Origin of the sequence: Parasphingomonas caseinilytica, assembly GCF_036663755.1 — a bacterium.
In the GTDB taxonomy this organism is placed as follows: Bacteria; Pseudomonadota; Alphaproteobacteria; order Sphingomonadales; family Sphingomonadaceae; genus Sphingomonas.
Map to the genome: position 1 here is coordinate 53047 of NZ_JAXOJL010000003.1, position 16010 is coordinate 69056.

Annotated in this window: 16 protein-coding genes; 11 read left to right on the forward strand and 5 right to left on the reverse strand. The window is 65.0% G+C overall.

Going from position 1 to position 16010, the window contains the following annotated elements:
* Positions 1-22 precede the first annotated feature (22 nt).
* Both U1738_RS08515 and U1738_RS08520 read left to right on the forward strand, forming a co-directional pair.
* Positions 23-688: a response regulator transcription factor gene (locus U1738_RS08515; protein ID WP_055776818.1), complete on the forward strand. Its 666-nt coding sequence runs from the start codon at positions 23-25 to the stop codon at positions 686-688.
* A 195-nt stretch (positions 689-883) separates the two neighbouring features.
* Positions 884-2191 carry a sensor histidine kinase gene (locus U1738_RS08520; RefSeq protein WP_332788901.1) on the forward strand — a complete coding sequence of 436 codons (1308 nt, stop codon included), beginning with the start codon at positions 884-886 and terminating at the stop codon, positions 2189-2191.
* A gap of 134 nt (positions 2192-2325) precedes the next feature.
* Here the strand turns inward: U1738_RS08520 and U1738_RS08525 are convergent, their stop codons facing one another.
* Entirely contained in the window at positions 2326-3324 is a 999-nt protein-coding gene (locus U1738_RS08525; protein ID WP_332788623.1) for an LLM class flavin-dependent oxidoreductase, read from the reverse strand.
* 258 nt (positions 3325-3582) lie between these two features.
* Between U1738_RS08525 and U1738_RS08530 the strand changes: the two genes are divergently transcribed.
* Entirely contained in the window at positions 3583-4998 is a 1416-nt protein-coding gene (locus tag U1738_RS08530) for a DEAD/DEAH box helicase (RefSeq protein ID WP_332788624.1), read from the forward strand.
* 139 nt (positions 4999-5137) lie between these two features.
* Here the strand turns inward: U1738_RS08530 and U1738_RS08535 are convergent, their stop codons facing one another.
* On the reverse strand, positions 5138-5803 hold the full coding sequence (locus U1738_RS08535; RefSeq protein ID WP_332788625.1) for a nitroreductase: 666 nt from the start codon (positions 5801-5803) through the stop codon (positions 5138-5140).
* A gap of 92 nt (positions 5804-5895) precedes the next feature.
* On the opposite strand from U1738_RS08535, the gene U1738_RS08540 reads away from it, so the two are divergent.
* From U1738_RS08540 to U1738_RS08550, 3 genes are all read left to right on the forward strand, one after another.
* Positions 5896-7065: an acetyl-CoA C-acetyltransferase gene (locus tag U1738_RS08540; RefSeq protein WP_332788626.1), complete on the forward strand. Its 1170-nt coding sequence runs from the start codon at positions 5896-5898 to the stop codon at positions 7063-7065.
* A 136-nt stretch (positions 7066-7201) separates the two neighbouring features.
* Positions 7202-7984, forward strand: coding sequence for an SDR family NAD(P)-dependent oxidoreductase (locus tag U1738_RS08545; protein WP_332788627.1), 783 nt, complete (start codon positions 7202-7204; stop codon positions 7982-7984).
* A 119-nt stretch (positions 7985-8103) separates the two neighbouring features.
* Positions 8104-8538: an acyl-CoA thioesterase gene (locus U1738_RS08550; protein ID WP_332788628.1), complete on the forward strand. Its 435-nt coding sequence runs from the start codon at positions 8104-8106 to the stop codon at positions 8536-8538.
* A 151-nt stretch (positions 8539-8689) separates the two neighbouring features.
* Here U1738_RS08550 and U1738_RS08555 read toward each other — a convergent pair whose 3' ends face one another.
* Together U1738_RS08555 and U1738_RS08560 are read right to left on the reverse strand one after the other, a co-directional pair.
* Positions 8690-9469: a crotonase/enoyl-CoA hydratase family protein gene (locus tag U1738_RS08555; protein WP_332788629.1), complete on the reverse strand. Its 780-nt coding sequence runs from the start codon at positions 9467-9469 to the stop codon at positions 8690-8692.
* Positions 9470-9583: 114 nt separating this feature from the next.
* Positions 9584-11116 carry an acyl-CoA synthetase gene (locus U1738_RS08560; protein WP_332788630.1) on the reverse strand — a complete coding sequence of 511 codons (1533 nt, stop codon included), beginning with the start codon at positions 11114-11116 and terminating at the stop codon, positions 9584-9586.
* A 124-nt stretch (positions 11117-11240) separates the two neighbouring features.
* Between U1738_RS08560 and U1738_RS08565 the strand changes: the two genes are divergently transcribed.
* Positions 11241-11678 carry a PaaI family thioesterase gene (locus U1738_RS08565; RefSeq protein ID WP_332788631.1) on the forward strand — a complete coding sequence of 146 codons (438 nt, stop codon included), beginning with the start codon at positions 11241-11243 and terminating at the stop codon, positions 11676-11678.
* Positions 11678-12058, forward strand: a complete 381-nt coding sequence (locus tag U1738_RS08570; protein WP_332788632.1) for a PaaI family thioesterase — start codon at positions 11678-11680, stop codon at positions 12056-12058. Before U1738_RS08565 ends, U1738_RS08570 begins: the two co-directional genes overlap by 1 nt.
* 123 nt (positions 12059-12181) lie before the next feature.
* On the opposite strand, the gene U1738_RS08575 is transcribed toward U1738_RS08570, so the two are convergent.
* The gene (locus U1738_RS08575; RefSeq protein WP_443026996.1) at positions 12182-13312 is read right to left on the reverse strand and encodes a PQQ-dependent sugar dehydrogenase; all 1131 of its coding nucleotides are present in this window, start codon (positions 13310-13312) and stop codon (positions 12182-12184) included.
* Positions 13313-13562: 250 nt separating this feature from the next.
* Between U1738_RS08575 and rimP the strand changes: the two genes are divergently transcribed.
* Genes rimP through U1738_RS08590 form a run of 3 tightly spaced genes read left to right on the forward strand, consistent with a single transcriptional unit; the run spans position 13563 to position 15982 of the window.
* A complete protein-coding gene (gene rimP / locus U1738_RS08580; RefSeq protein ID WP_332788633.1) occupies positions 13563-14150 on the forward strand; it encodes a ribosome maturation protein RimP in 588 nt (195 codons plus the stop codon).
* A 3-nt stretch (positions 14151-14153) separates the two neighbouring features.
* Positions 14154-15755, forward strand: a complete 1602-nt coding sequence (gene nusA, locus U1738_RS08585; protein ID WP_332788634.1) for a transcription termination factor NusA — start codon at positions 14154-14156, stop codon at positions 15753-15755.
* Positions 15755-15982 carry a tautomerase family protein gene (locus U1738_RS08590; RefSeq protein ID WP_055776779.1) on the forward strand — a complete coding sequence of 76 codons (228 nt, stop codon included), beginning with the start codon at positions 15755-15757 and terminating at the stop codon, positions 15980-15982. Before nusA ends, U1738_RS08590 begins: the two co-directional genes overlap by 1 nt.
* The last annotated feature ends 28 nt before the right edge of the window (positions 15983-16010 follow it).

The following is a 16010-nucleotide window of genomic DNA, read 5'->3' on the forward strand; positions in this document are numbered from 1 at the left end:
AGCAAATTTCCAGGGGAAGAACATGCGCGTCCTGATCGTCGAAGACGAACCCAATCTCGGCCAGCAACTGAAGACCACGCTGGAAGGCGCGGGCTATGCGATCGATCTCGCCACGGATGGCGAGGAAGGCCATTTCATGGGCTCGACCGAGAATTACGATGCGATCGTGCTCGATCTCGGCCTGCCCGAGATCGACGGGCTGACCGTGCTCGATCGCTGGCGCAAGGAAGGCCGCACCGCGCCGGTGCTGGTGCTCACGGCGCGCGATAGCTGGTCGGACAAGGTCGCCGGTCTGGATGCGGGCGCGGACGATTATGTCGCCAAGCCGTTCCAGTCCGAGGAACTGATCGCCCGCCTGCGCGCGCTGATCCGTCGCGCCTCGGGCAACGCCTCGTCGGAGCTGACCGCCGGCGACGTGCGGCTGGATACGCGATCGGGCAAGGTGACGAAGGCCGGCGAGCCGGTGAAACTGACCGCGCAGGAATATAAATTGCTCAGCTACCTGCTGCACCACAAGGGCAAGGTGGTAAGCCGCACCGAGTTGATCGAACATATCTACGATCAGGATTTCGATCGCGATTCGAACACGATCGAGGTGTTCGTCACGCGCATCCGCAAGAAGCTGGGGCAGGACGTGATCACCACGATCCGGGGCCTTGGCTATTCGCTCGAAGATCCCGATGCCTAATCCCTTCGTCATCCCCGCGAAAGCGGGGATCCCGCTCCTTCTCCACGCTCGACAGGAAGCGGGATCCCCGCCTTCGCGGGGATGACGGAAGAGGTAACAATCGCTCAAGCCGACAGCGTAACAATCGCTCAAGCCGACAGCGAGGTCCTGCCCTCGCGCGGCTATGTCCGCACCACCGGCTCGCTGTCGCGCCGCATGATCCTGATCGCGGCAGCGTGGATCCTGCTACTTCTGTCAGGCGGCGGCTTCGCGCTCGATCGCGTATTGTCCTCCGCGATCACGCGCAATTTCGACGATCAGCTCGAATACGTCCTGACCGCGCTGATCGTCTCGGCCGAGATCGGCCCGGACGGCGAAGTGGTGTTCAACCGCGAACCCGCCGACCAAAGGTTCCTCGAACCTTATTCCGGCCTTTACTGGCAGGTCGCCGCCAAGGGCCGCGAAGCCTTCCCGTCGCGTTCCCTATGGGACCGCCGGCTCGCTTACGGTTCCACGCACACCGACCGCGACGTGCACGTCTATGACAGCATGCAATTCCCGACCGAGAAATTGCGCATGCTCGAACGCGACGTGAAGCTGCCCGGATCGCCGATCCGCTGGCGTTTCCAGGTCGCGCAGAGCCGCGAGGGGCTGGATGCTCAGATCAGTGCCCTGCGCAAGACGCTAGTGCGCAGCTTCGCACTACTCGGTCTCGGCCTGCTCGTGATGGCCGGACTCCAGACCTTTTACGGCCTGTGGCCGCTCAGGAAGGTGCGCGAGGAGATCGCGCGGATGCGCAGCGGCCAGTCGCGCCAGATCGAGCGCCCGATGCCGATCGAGGTCGCGCCGATGGTCGAGGAACTGAACGGCCTGATCGCGCACAACGAGCGTCAGGCGGAGGAAGCGCGCCGCCACGCCGGCAACCTGGCCCATGCGTTGAAAACGCCACTGACGGTGATCATGAACGCCGCCACCGCCGACGCCGAAGATCTCGGCGAAACGGTGGTGCGCGAGGCGCGGACGATGCGGCGTCAGGTCGATCATCACCTTGCCCGTGCCCGTGCGGTCGGACGGCGCGGATCGGCGCACAGCCGCGCGGATGTGTGGCCGAGCCTCGAATCGGTGGAACGCGCGGTCGGCGTGCTCTATCGCCACGTCCGCATCGACACCGACGGGCCGAAGGATCTGCAGGTCCATGTCGAGCGGCAGGATCTGGACGAGATGCTCGGCAATCTGATCGAGAATGCCGCGAAATATGGCGGCGGCAGCGTGTTCGTGACGGTCGGCCAGCATTCAGGATTCGTCGAATTCCTGATCGAGGACGACGGCATGGGCATCCCCGAGGAACAACGCATCCGCATCTTCGATCGCGGCGTGCGGCTGGATTCGGGCAAGCCAGGCACCGGCCTGGGCATGGCGATCGTCCGCGACGTGGCGGAAATCTACGAGGGCACGGTGTCGCTGGAGGAGAGCGAGGATCTGGGCGGTTTGTTAGTACGGCTGAGGCTGCCGGCGGCGAATTGATCCTCCCCGGCACGGGGAGGTGGCAGCCGAAGGCTGACGGAGGGGGTGGGCCGGCAGCGGTAGCGCTTGTGGAGAGCCCCCTCCACCATTCGCGTGAAGAACGCGAACGGTCCCCCTCGCCGTTCCGGGGAGGATCAAGCCGCCACCTTCAACTCCGCCATCGCGTTCGCCGTAATCGTCAGGCTGCGCTTGCGCGCTTCGTGGTCGTAGATTGAACTCGCCACCATCACTTCGTCCACGCCCGTCCGCGCGACGAAATCGGCGATGCCACGCGCCACCTTGGCGGGGCCGCCGACCGCCGAGCATTGCAGGACGTGATCGAGGATCGCCTGCCCCTGCGCACCCAAAGTATCACGATACCCGGCCAGCGGCGGCTTCAGCTTGCCCGGATTGCCGGTGCGCAAGGCGACGAACGCCTGTTGTTGCGAACTTGCGAGCAGTTCGGCCTCCGCGTCGGTATCGGCAGCGAAGACGTTGAAGCCGGCCATCAGATATGGCCGGTCCAGCACCGCCGACGGCTTGAAATCACGGCGATAGATCGCGATCGCCGCCGCCAGCGCGTCGGGCGCGAAGTGTGAAGCGAAAGCATAGGGCAGTCCCAAAGCCGCCGCCAGTTGCGCGCCGAACGTGCTCGATCCCAAAATCCACAGATCCACGTTGGCACCCGCGCCGGGCGTTGCGGTAATGCCGGTCTGGCCGTCGTCGGCGAACAGGCTTTGCAATTCCAGCACGTCCTGCGGGAAGGCGTTAGCGTCGCTATTCAGATTGCGGCGCATGGCGTGCGCGACGCGCTGGTCGGATCCCGGCGCACGGCCCAGCCCGAGATCGATCCGCCCCGGAAACAGCGCATCCAAAGTGCCGAACTGTTCGGCGATCGCCAAAGGCGCATGGTTGGGCAGCATGATGCCGCCCGCGCCGATCCTGATCGTGGACGTTGCAGCCGCGACATGCCCCAGCACCACGGAGGTCGCCGCGCTGGCGATGCCTGCCATGCCGTGATGCTCCGCCGTCCAATAACGACGGAAGCCCACGCTCTCGGCATGACGCGCCAGATCGGCGGCGTTGGCCAGCGCTTGGGACACGGAACCGCCTTCGATGACGGGGACGAGATCGAGCAGGGAATAGTCTGTCATGACAAATCATGTGGGGAGGCATGAAGCGTTCGCCAACGGCCATTCTATACCGGTCGAAACAAAAGTTGACATTTTGCACCGCAGCATTCATATGGCGCTTATCGAGGCGTCATGCAGCGTGATTGGACTTGCAAAGTCCGGCTCCGCCTCGGTCGTTACCAAACGGACTTCCCATTTCACGCGGGGTGTCATTCTCCCCCGCCATTCGTGCGTCCGCTCATGCGGCGTGCGCCGATGGCCATTAGGCTATTACATATTATGAATTTCGCACAACTCGGCCTCGCCGATCCCCTCGTCCGCGCGCTCGAAGCCAAGGGCTATACCACCCCCACCCCGATCCAGGCGCAGTCGATCCCGACGCTGCTTCAGGGCCGCGACCTGCTCGGCATCGCGCAGACCGGCACCGGCAAGACCGCGGCCTTCGTGCTGCCGTCGATCCAGCGCATGGTCGAGGCCCCCAAGCAGATCCACCCGACGCATTGCCGCATGCTCGTGCTCGCCCCGACGCGCGAACTGGCCAGCCAGATCGCAGACAGCGCGCGCGACTATGGCAAGTTCAGCAAGATGAGCGTCGCCACCGTGTTCGGCGGCACCAGCATCAACAAGAACCGTCAGGACATGAGCCGTGGCGTCGACATCCTCGTCGCCACGCCGGGCCGTCTGCTCGACCTGATCGAGCAGCGTTTCGTCAGCCTCGCGATGCTGGAAATCCTCGTCCTCGATGAGGCCGACCAGATGCTCGACCTGGGCTTCATCCATGCGCTGCGCAAGATCGTCCGCATGCTGCCCAAGCAGCGCCAGACTTTGTTCTTCTCGGCCACCATGCCGAATGCGATCCGCGAACTGGCCGACCAGTTCCTGAAGGATCCGGTCACCGTCAAGGTCGCACCGGTTTCGACCACGGCAGAGCGCGTCGAACAGTTCGCCACGCACGTCAATCAGGGCGAGAAGCAGGCGCTGCTGACGATCCATCTGCGCAACCCGGAGATCGAGCGCTGCCTGGTCTTCACCCGCACCAAGCACGGCGCCGACCGCGTCGTGAAGCTGCTCGGCCATGCCGGCATCCCCGCCAACGCGATCCACGGCAACAAGAGCCAGCCACAGCGCGAACGCGCGCTCGGCGAGTTCAAGCAGGGCAAGGTGAAGGTGCTGATCGCCACCGACATCGCCGCGCGCGGCATCGACGTGTCGGGCGTGAGCCACGTGTTCAACTTCGAACTGCCTAACGTGCCCGAGCAGTACGTCCACCGCATCGGCCGCACCGCGCGTGCGGGGGCCAGCGGCGTGGCGATCAGCTTCGTGGCGGATGACGAGAAGAGCTATCTGCGCGACATCGAGAAGCTGACCCGCGTCAAGCCGACGATCATGCCGCTGCCGGAAGGCTTCATGGCCGAAGCGGCGAAGATCAAGGCCAACCGCCCGGCCGGCAGCGACGACGATCGCCGCCGCGACGATAGCGGCCGTCACCGCGCACCGCCCAAGGCGACGCATTCGGCTCGTCCGACCGGCGCGCGTCCCGAGGGTGCCGGTCGTCCGGCCGGCGGCGCAGGTCGCCCCGGTGGCCAGGGCCGTCCCGGCGGTCAAGGCCGCCCCGGCGGCAACGGCCCGCGCCGTCAGGGTGCCGGCGGCGGTAACAACGGTGGCGGCGGCCGCCGCTCGCCAGCGGCGGGCTGAACCTAAAACACCTCCCCGGCACGGGGAGGTGGCAGCCAAAGGCTGACGGAGGGGGCTATCCGCGAGCGCTACGCTTGCGGATAGCCCCCTCCGCCATTCGCTGAATGCTCATGGTTCCCCTCCCCGTGCCGGGGAGGATTTAAGATCGCAAGGTCAGCCATTCCGCCGCATCGGCCCTTTCACTGCGCAAGCGGTTCGCGGACTCCGCGACATCCTCGAACCCGATCGCCATGCCACAGAACAGCATCCGCTCGTCCGGCGTGCCGAGAAACGCAGTCACCGTCTCCGGATAGACCGCCCAACATTCCTGCGCGCACGTCGCCAGCCCGGCCTCGACGCTGAGTAGCATCACATTTTGCAGATACATCCCCAGGTCCGACCATTGCGGCGGCCCCATCCGGCGATCGACCGTGCAGAACAACGCCGCCGGCGCGCCGAAGAACTGGAAATTGCGCGCGAACCACATCCGCCGCGCCGCCTTGTCGTCGCGCGGGATACCGATCTCGCGGTACATCGCCTCGCCGACCGCGAAGCGTCGATCGCGATACGGCGCGGTCAGATCGGACGGATAGATCGCATAAGCGGGCTCCTCGGTTTCGCCAGCCATCAGCTTTGCCGCCATGATCGCCTTCAATTCGGCGAGCGAATCACCGGCCACCAGATCGACGTGCCATGGCTGCAAATTGCCCCCGGTCGCGGCCCGCGCCGCCTTGCGGGCAATCTCTTCCAGCACAGCGAGGTCCACCGGCGTATTGCGGAACCCGCGCACTGAACGCCTTGCCGCTACGGCTTCGCTGACATTCACCCGATCATCCTTTTCGATAGTCGCACGACACTTGCCGAGCGCATTCCTTTTGAGCAAGAGGTTGCAAAGTACAACTGACTTGGAGAGTCGGAATGCCCGAAGCCTATATCGTCGAAGCCGTGCGCACCGCCGGCGGCAAGCGCGGCGGCAAGCTCGCCGGATGGCATCCCGCCGACATGGGCGGCGCGGTGCTCGACGCGGTGGTCGACCGCACGGGGATCGATCCCGCGGCGATCGAGGACGTCATCATGGGTTGCGTCAGCCAGGGCGGCGAACAGAGCTTCCAGGTCGGGCGCGGCTCGGTACTCGCGTCGAAGTTGCCCGAAAGCGTGCCCGCCGTGACGATCGATCGTCAATGCGGTTCGTCGCAACAGGCGATCCAGTTCGCGGCGCAGGCGATCCTGTCCGGCACGCAGGACGTGGTGATCGCATCCGGCGTCGAGAGCATGACGCGCGTACCGATGGGCTCCACCGGCATGCTGTTCGCCAAGGCCGGCCTCGGCACCGCCAAGTCGTCGCGGCAGGAGGCGCGCTATCCCGGCGTACAGTTCAGCCAGTTCCTGGGCGCACAGATGATCGCCGACAAATACGGCTTCTCGCGGGACGTGCTCGATCAATATGCGCTGGAATCGCATCGTCGCGCGGCGGCGGCGACCGAACGCGGCGACTTCAAGGACGAAATCGTCGGCCTGATAATCGAGACGCCCGAGGGCGAGATCTGCCACGTCACCGACGAGGGCATCCGTTTCGACGCGACGTTCGAGGGGATCCATTCGGTCAAGCTGCTGCAAGAGGGCGGCGTGATCTCGGCGGCCAATGCCAGCCAGATTTGCGACGGGGCGAGCGCGGTGCTGATCGTCAGCGAAAAGGCGCTGAAGGAGCACGGCCTAACCCCGCTGGCACGCATCCACAACCTCACCGTTACCGGTGGTGACCCGATCGTGATGCTGGAAGAGCCGCTGTTCGCGACGGATAAAGCGCTGAAGCGCGCGGGCATGAAGATCGAGGATATCGATCTGTACGAGGTCAACGAAGCGTTCGCGCCGGTGCCGCTCGCCTGGCTGAAACATGTCGGCGGCGATCCCGCGAAGCTGAACGTCAATGGCGGCGCAATCGCGCTCGGCCATCCGCTCGGTGCTTCGGGCACGAAGCTGATGGCGACCCTGGTCCACGCGCTGCACAAGAGCGGCGGGCGCTACGGCCTGCAGACGATGTGCGAAGGCGGCGGCATCGCCAACGTCACGATCGTCGAGCGCCTGTAATACTTGCTCCCCTCCCCTTCAGGGGAGGGGTTGGGGGTGGGGCAGTCCCATCTCGAAGAGACCAGCACTTGCCGTTGCGGCACAGCCCCACCCCAACCCCTCCCCTGAAGGGGAGGGGCTAAAGGAGAAAAATCACATGAAAATCGACTCCACCACTGCCGCCGTCGTCACCGGCGGTGCCTCCGGCCTCGGCGAAGCCACTGCGCGCGCGCTCGCCGCCAGGGGCGTGAAGGTCGCGATCTTCGATCTACAGGCCGAAAAGGGCGAGGCCGTCGCGGTCGAGATCGGCGGCGTGTTCTGCGAAGTGAACGTCACCAGCGACGAGAGCGTCGATGCCGGGTTCGCCAAGGCGCGCGCGGCCCACGGGCAGGAATCGGTGCTCGTCTGCTGCGCCGGCACCGGCAATGCCATGAAGACCGCCAGCCGCTCCAAGGAAGACGGCAGCATCAAGCATTTCAGCCTGGAGGCGTTCAACTGGCTCATCCAGATCAACCTCGTCGGCACGTTCCGCTGCGTCGCCAAATCGGCCGCCGGCATGCTGACGCTGGAGCCGGGCGAGCATAACGAACGCGGCGCGATCGTGATGACCGCTTCCGTCGCGGCCGAAGACGGTCAGATGGGCCAGGCCGCCTACAGTGCATCCAAGGGCGGCGTGGTCGGCATGACCCTCCCCATCGCGCGCGACCTGATGAGCGAGGGCATCCGTATCAACACGATCCTGCCCGGCATCTTCGACACGCCGTTGATGCAGGGTGCGCCACAGGCGGTTAGGGACAATCTGGCCGCCAGCGTCCCCTTCCCCAAGCGCCTCGGCAATGCGGCGGAATATGCCAACCTCGCCCTGACGATGCTGGAGAACAGCTATTTCAACGGCGAGGACGTCCGCCTCGACGGCGCGATCCGCATGGCGCCACGTTGATCTTCTCCCCTCCCGCTTGCGGGAGGGGCTGGGGGAGGGCATGACGGCTGGGCTTTGTCGCTTACGATAGCCCCTCCCCTAACCCCTCCCGCCAGCGGGAGGGGGATAGAAAGAAGACCATGGCAAGACCCGAACCGTGGCGGCTCGATCCCGCATCCTATCCGCACCATGACGTGATCCAGACCCGCTTTCAGGATCTCGACGTCCTCGGCCATATCAACAACGTCGCGATGGCCGCGTTGTTCGAAAGCGCACGGGTGCGCTTCAATCGCGCGATGGAACTCAGTGGATGGCATGGCCATCGCTGGCTCGTCGCCAACGTCAACATCAACTATCTGGCGGAAGGGCACTTCCCCGGCGATGTCGAAATATCGACCGGAATCAGCGACATCGGCACGCGCAGCTGGCACATCCTGGCCGCAGCGTGGCAGGACGGCGAGTGCATCGCCACCTGCGACGCGGTGCTGGTGATGAGCGGCGGCGGCGGCGCGACCGCACTGCCGGACGATTTCAGGGCAGGCTTGCAACAGTATAAGGTGACGCGGGCGGGCTGACCCGGCGGTCCCCAAACCACCGTCATCCCGGACTTGATCCGGGATCCAAAGTGCCGCAGGCGCAGCGTCAGAGCCTCTAAATATTTACCAAGCCGCTTGTTGGATCCCGGCCTCCGCCGGGATGACGGTCATTCGGGGTACAACGGCGTCTTCAATCCGCAAACACCGCAGCGCGCTTGCCCATGTTCGCTGCGACCGCCTCCATCATGTTCGGCTTGCCGATCACCGCGACCTGCTCGTCTGTCTCGGCGACCAGCATCGCGCGCGGATCGGCGTCGTGCGCCATGTTGCACAATCTTTTGGCACCACGGATCGCATGCGGACTGCGCCCGGCGATCACCTTCGCGAGGTCCATCGCTGCCGTGTAGGGATCGTCCGCGATACGGGTGATGAACCCATGCCCCAGCGCCTCGTCGGCATCGAACTCGCGCGCGGTGTAGACCAGCTCGCGCAGCACATCGTCGCGCACCAGCCCGCGCCAGATCGGGAAGCCCGCCATATCCGGCACCAGCCCCCAATAGGTTTCGCGGATCGCGAAGCGCGTGCCCGGCGCGGCGATGCGGATGTCCGCGCCCGACATGATCTGGAACCCGCCACCCATCGCCACGCCGTGCACCGCCGCGATCACCGGCATCGGCAGATTGCGCCAGCCCCAGGTCACATGCTGCGGCAGGATGCTGCCCTGATCGTTGCGTTCGCGCCCGGTGCCGGAGCCGCCCGCCGCCATGCTCGCCATGTCGAGCCCGGCGCAGAACGCCCGCCCCTCACCCGGCAGCACCACGCAGCGCACGTCCTTACGCCCCGCCAGTTCGTCGATCGCCGCGCCGATCCCGGCGAACATCGCCGGATCGATCGCGTTCATCTTGTCGGCGCGGGTCAGCTTCACTTCGGCGATCTGATCGGTGACGGTGATGGATACGCGGTCGTTCATGACATTCCTCTCTACACCATGCCGTCACCCCGGCGTAGGCCGGGGCCGCCATGAGGCAGGCACGATGCCCACCACGCAGCGATCCCGGCCTACGCCGGGACGACGATTGGGGGTTTAAACAATCCGGCTCCCGCTCTCGCCCCAATAGCGATCGCGAAGCAAGCGCTTGTACAGCTTGCCCGTCGCATGGCGGGGCAGTTCCGCCGCGAAATCGATCTGGCGCGGCGTCTTCACGCCCGAGAGTTCCGCCCGGCACCATGCGGTCAGTTCCGCCGCCAGCGCATCGCCCGCCTCGGCCATATCGACCGGCTGGACCACCGCTATCACGCGCTCGCCCATCTCCGGGTCCGGGCCGCCGATCACCGCGACATCGGCGACGCGGGGATGCGTGATCAGCCGGTTCTCGATCTCCTGCGGGTAGATGTTCACCCCACCCGAAATGATCATGAAGCTCTTGCGATCGGTGAGGTACAGGAACCCGTCGGCATCGATCCGCCCGATATCGCCGAGCGTCGTCCAGCCCTTGGGATGCCGGGTCTCGGCGGTCTTGTCGGGGTCGTTATGATATTCGAACGTGCCGCCGCCGCTGAAATAGATCAGCCCCTCGGCATCGGTGCCGAGTTCTCCGCCCGCCTCGTCGCACACGTGCAACGCGCCATATACCGCGCGCCCGACCGATCCGGGATGCGTCAGCCATTGCGCGGAATCGATCGCGGTCAGGCCGTTGCCCTCCGATCCGGCATAATATTCGAACAAGACCGGGCCCCACCAGTCGATCATCGCGTGCTTCACCGGCACCGGGCACGGCGCGGCGGCGTGGATCGCGACCTTCAGGCTCGACAGATCGTAGCTCGCGCGCGTTGCCGGATCGAGTTTCAGCATCCGCACGAAATGGGTCGGCACCCACTGACTCGCCGTCACCTTGTAGCGCTGGATCGCGGCCAGGGCCGATTGCGGATCGAAATGCTGCATCATCACCACGGTACCGCCGAGGCGCATCACCGTCATCGACCAGCGCAGGGGCGCGGCGTGATAGAGCGGCGCCGGGCTGAGGTAGATCGTATCGGAGTTCAACCGGTACAGCGCCTGCGCAAGTTGCATCAGCACGTTGGGCGTGGCGATGTCGGGATCCTCGGGCAACGCCACCCGCACCCCCTTAGGCCGCCCGGTCGTGCCGGAGGAATATAGCATGTCCACCCCGGCGCGTTGATCCGGAATCGGCGTGTCGGGCATCGTCGCGACGCCGGCGCGCCAGTCCTCGAACCCCGCCACCGTGCCGACCGCGAAACCGAGGCATGCGCCCAGATCGATCTGCGTCGCAATTCCTGCCACCACCTCGCCTACGACGAGCAGCTTCGCCCCCGAATCGCGCACGATATACTCAACCTCGGGCGCAGTGAGTTTCGATGAGATGCAGACGTAGAACAGCCCGCTGCGCTGCGCGCCCCACACCAGATCGTAATATTCCGGCACATTGTCGAGGAACAGCGCGATCGTGTCTCCGACGCCCAGCCCACGCGCGCGAAACAGATGCGCGGCGCGGTTCGATCGCCGGTCGAGCTCACCATAGGTGATCGTCTCGCCCGTCTCCGCAACGATCAGGGCGGGCTTGTCGGCGTTGGCGGCGGCGTGGAGGCTGGGATGCATCCGTTTCTCCTATCGGTTGTGATTTGCAACTTATGCTAACCGCCGGCTCGCCCCACGGCAATGGGGGTTATGGGATTTCGGGCCGGGATTTGCGCACGCCCCCACCTTGTGTAGAGCCACCGTCATGACCACGCCCGCTTTCGTCTTCGATCCCGAACGCTTCCTGAAGAACGGCGCGGGCGGCCATGGCCGGCATCTCGGTCTGTCCTATCACGCGCATGGGCCGGATTGGGTCGAGATGGCGATGCCCTATGATCCCCGGCTGATCGGCGATCCCGATAGCGGCGTCATCGCCTCGGGTCCGATCCTGTCGATGATGGATATGGCGACCAGCATGTCGGTGTGGCTGAAGCTCAACAATTTCCGCCCGCATGCGACGCTCGACCTGCGCGTCGATTATCTCCGCCCCGCGACGCCCGGCAAGACGGTGATCGGGCGCGGCGAATGCTACCGCGTGACGCGTTCGATCGCTTTCATCCGCGGCCAGGCGCATGATGGCGATGCGAGCGACCCGCTGGCTCATGTCGCCGGCACCTTCATGGCACCGGAGGGCTATTTCTGATGCTGCCGCCTTATGCCGAAACGCTCGGGCTGGGGATCGATCCCGACGATGTCGATGGCTGCACGCTGATCATGCCCTATGCCGATGGCGTGCTGGGCCGCCCCGGCTTTCTGCATGGCGGGGCGATCAGCGGATTGATGGAAATGGCCGCGATCGTCGCACTGCAACGCGCGCTGGGCGAAGATGGTGGGGGCAGAATCAAGCCGATCAATGTCACCGTAGACTTCATGCGCGGCGGCCGGGACAAGCTGACCTATAGCAAGGGGCTGGTTACACGGCTCGGCACCCGTGTAGCGAATGTCGAGACGACCGCCTGGCAGGACGATCCCACCAAGCCGATCGCCGCGGCAAGGATGAATTATCTGGTGGTGCGGCCTTAACGGCCGATCGTCATCCTCCGCCACAACCGTCATCCCAGCGAAGGCTGGGATCTCAAGCGGCTCCTGTCCCGCGCCATCCGCTTGAGATCCCGGCCTGCGCCGGGATGACGATATCTGTTGGCCTCACACCTTCGGCGTCAGCCTGATCAACCGGCCCTGCGAACCATCCGCGCCGTCCTCCAGCAGATAGATCGCCCCGTCCGGCCCCTGTTCGACATCGCGGATGCGCGCGCCCATGTCCCATTGGCCGCCTTTCTTCGCGTTCGTGCCATCGAGATCGACGCGGATCAGCGCCTTGCTCGAAAGACCGCCGATGAACGCATCGCCCTTCCAGGCCGGGAAGAGATTGCCCGAATAGATCATCAATCCGCCCGGCGAGATCACCGGGTTCCACGACACCTTGGGCGCCTCGAAACCGTCGCCGGGCGTGTGATCGGGAATGTCGCGGCCGTCATAATGGCTGCCATTCGAGGCCTTGGGCCAGCCGTAATTCTTGCCGGGCTGGATCAGATTGACCTCATCACCGCCCTTCGGTCCCATTTCCTGTTCCCACAGATGACCCTGCGCATCGAACGCGATGCCGAGCAGGTTCCGGTGGCCGTACGACCATATTGCCGGATGAAAGCCCTGCGCGGCCAGCGGATTGCCCGGCGCGGGCTTGCCGTCCAGTGTCAGGCGCAACACCTTGCCGAGCGTCGATTTGGGATCCTGCGCCGGATCGAATTTCTGCCGCTCGCCATTGGTGAAGAACAGATATTTCCCGTCCGGCGAGAAGGCGATGCGCCCGGAATAATGGCCGTTGCCCGACACGAACGGCGTCGCACGGAACAACACCTCGATCTCGCCCAGCCGCTCTCCGCCGCCGCCATCGGCGCGCAGGCGGCCGCGCGCCAGCACCACGCCCTTTCCGCCCTCTCCTGCCGCGGAATAGCTGAAATATACGCGCTTGCTAGTGGCGAAGTCCGGGGCAAGTACCACGTCCATCAGCGCCCCCTGCCCGGCCGAATCGACGGTGATCGTCGCCACCGTCTGCCGCGTCTCGCCGTCCGCCGACACGAGCAGCATCGCGCCGGTCTTCTCCGTCACCAGCATGCGCTTGTCGGGCAGAAACGTCATCGCCCAAGGCGAATCGAAATCGGCCACGACGATTTCGTTGAACGGCTTACTCGCGCTGGCGACGGGCACATCCGCCTGCGGCGCGGCGGAGCAGGCGGTACCGACCATGAGGCTGGCGAGCAGGAAACTGGACTTCATCGTGATACTCCGAATGTTTCCAGCCATACCCGCGCCACCCCGGACTTGTTCCGGGCTGCGCAAGGCAGCACAGGCCAGCAACGGAAAATTACATACCCTGATCCCGTTGAAATCACGCCGACGCGACCATCACGGTGAGCGCTTGCCACCACGCCGCGACCGGACTATATCGCGCTCACTCTCTACATCGTCAGGTGAAGAGGCTGGAGCCACCCGGTTCCGGCAACAAACGCCCATGTCTGGAACTTGCTTGGCCGATATCGCCAAACTGACCGCGCTGATCGCACCCGAAGCCGAGGTCCTCGGTTTCGATCTCGTGCGTGTGAAGCTGTTCGGCGGCGCGGGCGACATCACGTTGCAGGTGATGGCCGAGCGTCCGGACACGCGCCAGCTGACGATCGACGATTGCGCCGAATTGTCGCGCCGCATATCCGACGTGATGGATGCCGAGGATCCGATCGAGAGCGAATATCGCCTCGAAGTCTCCTCGCCCGGCATCGATCGTCCGCTCACGCGGCTGAAGGATTTCGCCGACTGGGCCGATTACGAAGCACGCATCCACCTCGCCGCACCGATCGAGGGCCGCAAGGTGCTGACCGGAACGCTCAAGGGCGTTGCGGATGACAAGATCACGATCGACCTGCCCAAGCATGGCCTGATGACGATCGGCTTCGAGCAGGTCGGCAATGCCAAGCTGGTGCTGACCGACGCCCTGATCGCCGCGACGCGCCCGCTTTCCCTCGACGGCGTCGAGGAAGAAGAGATCGAAGACACCGACGATATCGAAGACACTGACGAAGAGGCGCTGGAAAGCGCCGACCATAAGGACGAAGGATAAATCATGGCTCTCAGCGCCGTTTCCGCCAACAAGGCCGAATTGCTCGCCATCGCGAATGCCGTCGCGACCGAGAAGATGATCGACAAGGCGATCGTGATCGAGGCGATGGAAGACGCGATCCAGCGCGCCGCCCGCTCGCGCTACGGCGCCGAGAACGATATCCGCGCCAAGCTCGACGGCCAGACCGGCGACCTGCGTCTGTGGCGCGTCGTCGAAGTGGTCGAGCAGGTCGACGACTATTTCAAGCAGGTGAACCTGAAGGAAGCCGAGAAGCTCCAGAAGGGCGCGGTCGTCGGCGATTACATCGTCGATCCGCTGCCCCCGATCGAATTCGGCCGCATCGCCGCGCAGGCCGCCAAGCAGGTGATCTTCCAGAAGGTCCGCGATGCCGAGCGCGAGCGCCAGTTCGAGGAATTCAAGGATCGCATGGGTGAGATCATCACCGGTGTCGTCAAGCGCGTCGAGTTCGGCCATGTCGTGGTCGATCTGGGCCGTGCCGAAGGCGTCATCCGCCGCGATGCGCAGATCCCGCGCGAAGTGGTGCGTGTCAACGATCGCATCCGTTCGCTGATCCTGAACGTCCGCCGCGAAAACCGCGGGCCGCAGATCTTCCTCAGCCGCGCGCATCCCGACTTCATGAAGAAGCTGTTCGCGCAGGAAGTGCCAGAAATCTACGACGGCATCATCGAGATCAAGGCGGCGGCACGCGATCCCGGCTCGCGCGCCAAGATCGGCGTCATTTCGCATGACTCCTCGATCGATCCGGTCGGCGCGTGCGTCGGCATGAAGGGCAGCCGCGTTCAGGCCGTCGTGCAAGAAATGCAGGGCGAGAAGATCGACATCATCCCTTGGTCGCCCGACACCGCGACCTTCGTCGTGAACGCGCTCCAGCCGGCCAGCGTGTCGCGCGTGGTGATCGACGAGGAAGAGGATCGCATCGAGGTCGTCGTGCCTGACGATCAGCTCAGCCTCGCGATCGGTCGTCGTGGCCAGAACGTGCGCCTCGCCTCGCAGCTCACCGGCAAGGCGATCGATATCCTGACCGAGGCCGATGCGTCCGAGAAGCGCCAGAAGGAATTCCTCGAGCGCACCGAGATGTTCCAGACCGAGCTGGACGTCGATGAGACGCTGGCCCAGTTGCTCGTCGCCGAAGGCTTCGGCGCGCTGGAAGAGGTCGCCTATGTCGAAGCGGCCGAAATCGCGACGATCGAAGGTTTCGACGAAGATCTCGCCGCCGAACTGCAAAGCCGCGCCACCGAAGCGCTCGAGCGCCGTGAGGAAGCCAACCGCACCACCCGTCGCGAGATGGGCGTATCGGACGAACTGGCCGCGCTCCCGCACCTCAACGAGGCGATGCTGGTCACCTTGGGCAAGGCCGGCATTCTGACGCTCGACGATCTCGCCGATCTGGCGACCGACGAACTGGTGCAGAAGAAGCGCCAGGAACAGCGACGCCGCGCCGAAACCGAGAACAAGCGCCCCGAAGACAAGGGCGGCGTGCTCGGCGAATACGGCCTGAGCGACGAACAAGGCAACGAGATCATCATGGCCGCCCGCGCGCACTGGTTCGAAGACGAAGCCGTGGATGGGGATGCGAAAGCCTGATGCCTTTCGTCAGCATCCGCATCTCGGGCTCGGCGAGCCGCGACCAGAAAGCCGGGATCGTCGCCGACGTCACCGCCAGCCTGGTCGCGCGCCTCGGCAAGAACCCGCAGGCGGTGCAGATCGTGATCGAGGAAGTCAGCACGGAGAATTACGGCGCGGGCGGTCAACTGATCGCCGACCGTGACGCGCCGAAAAGGGAGGACGCGCATGCGGTTCCCCCACGATGAGGCGCTAGGGCTTCAACTAGCATCGGGC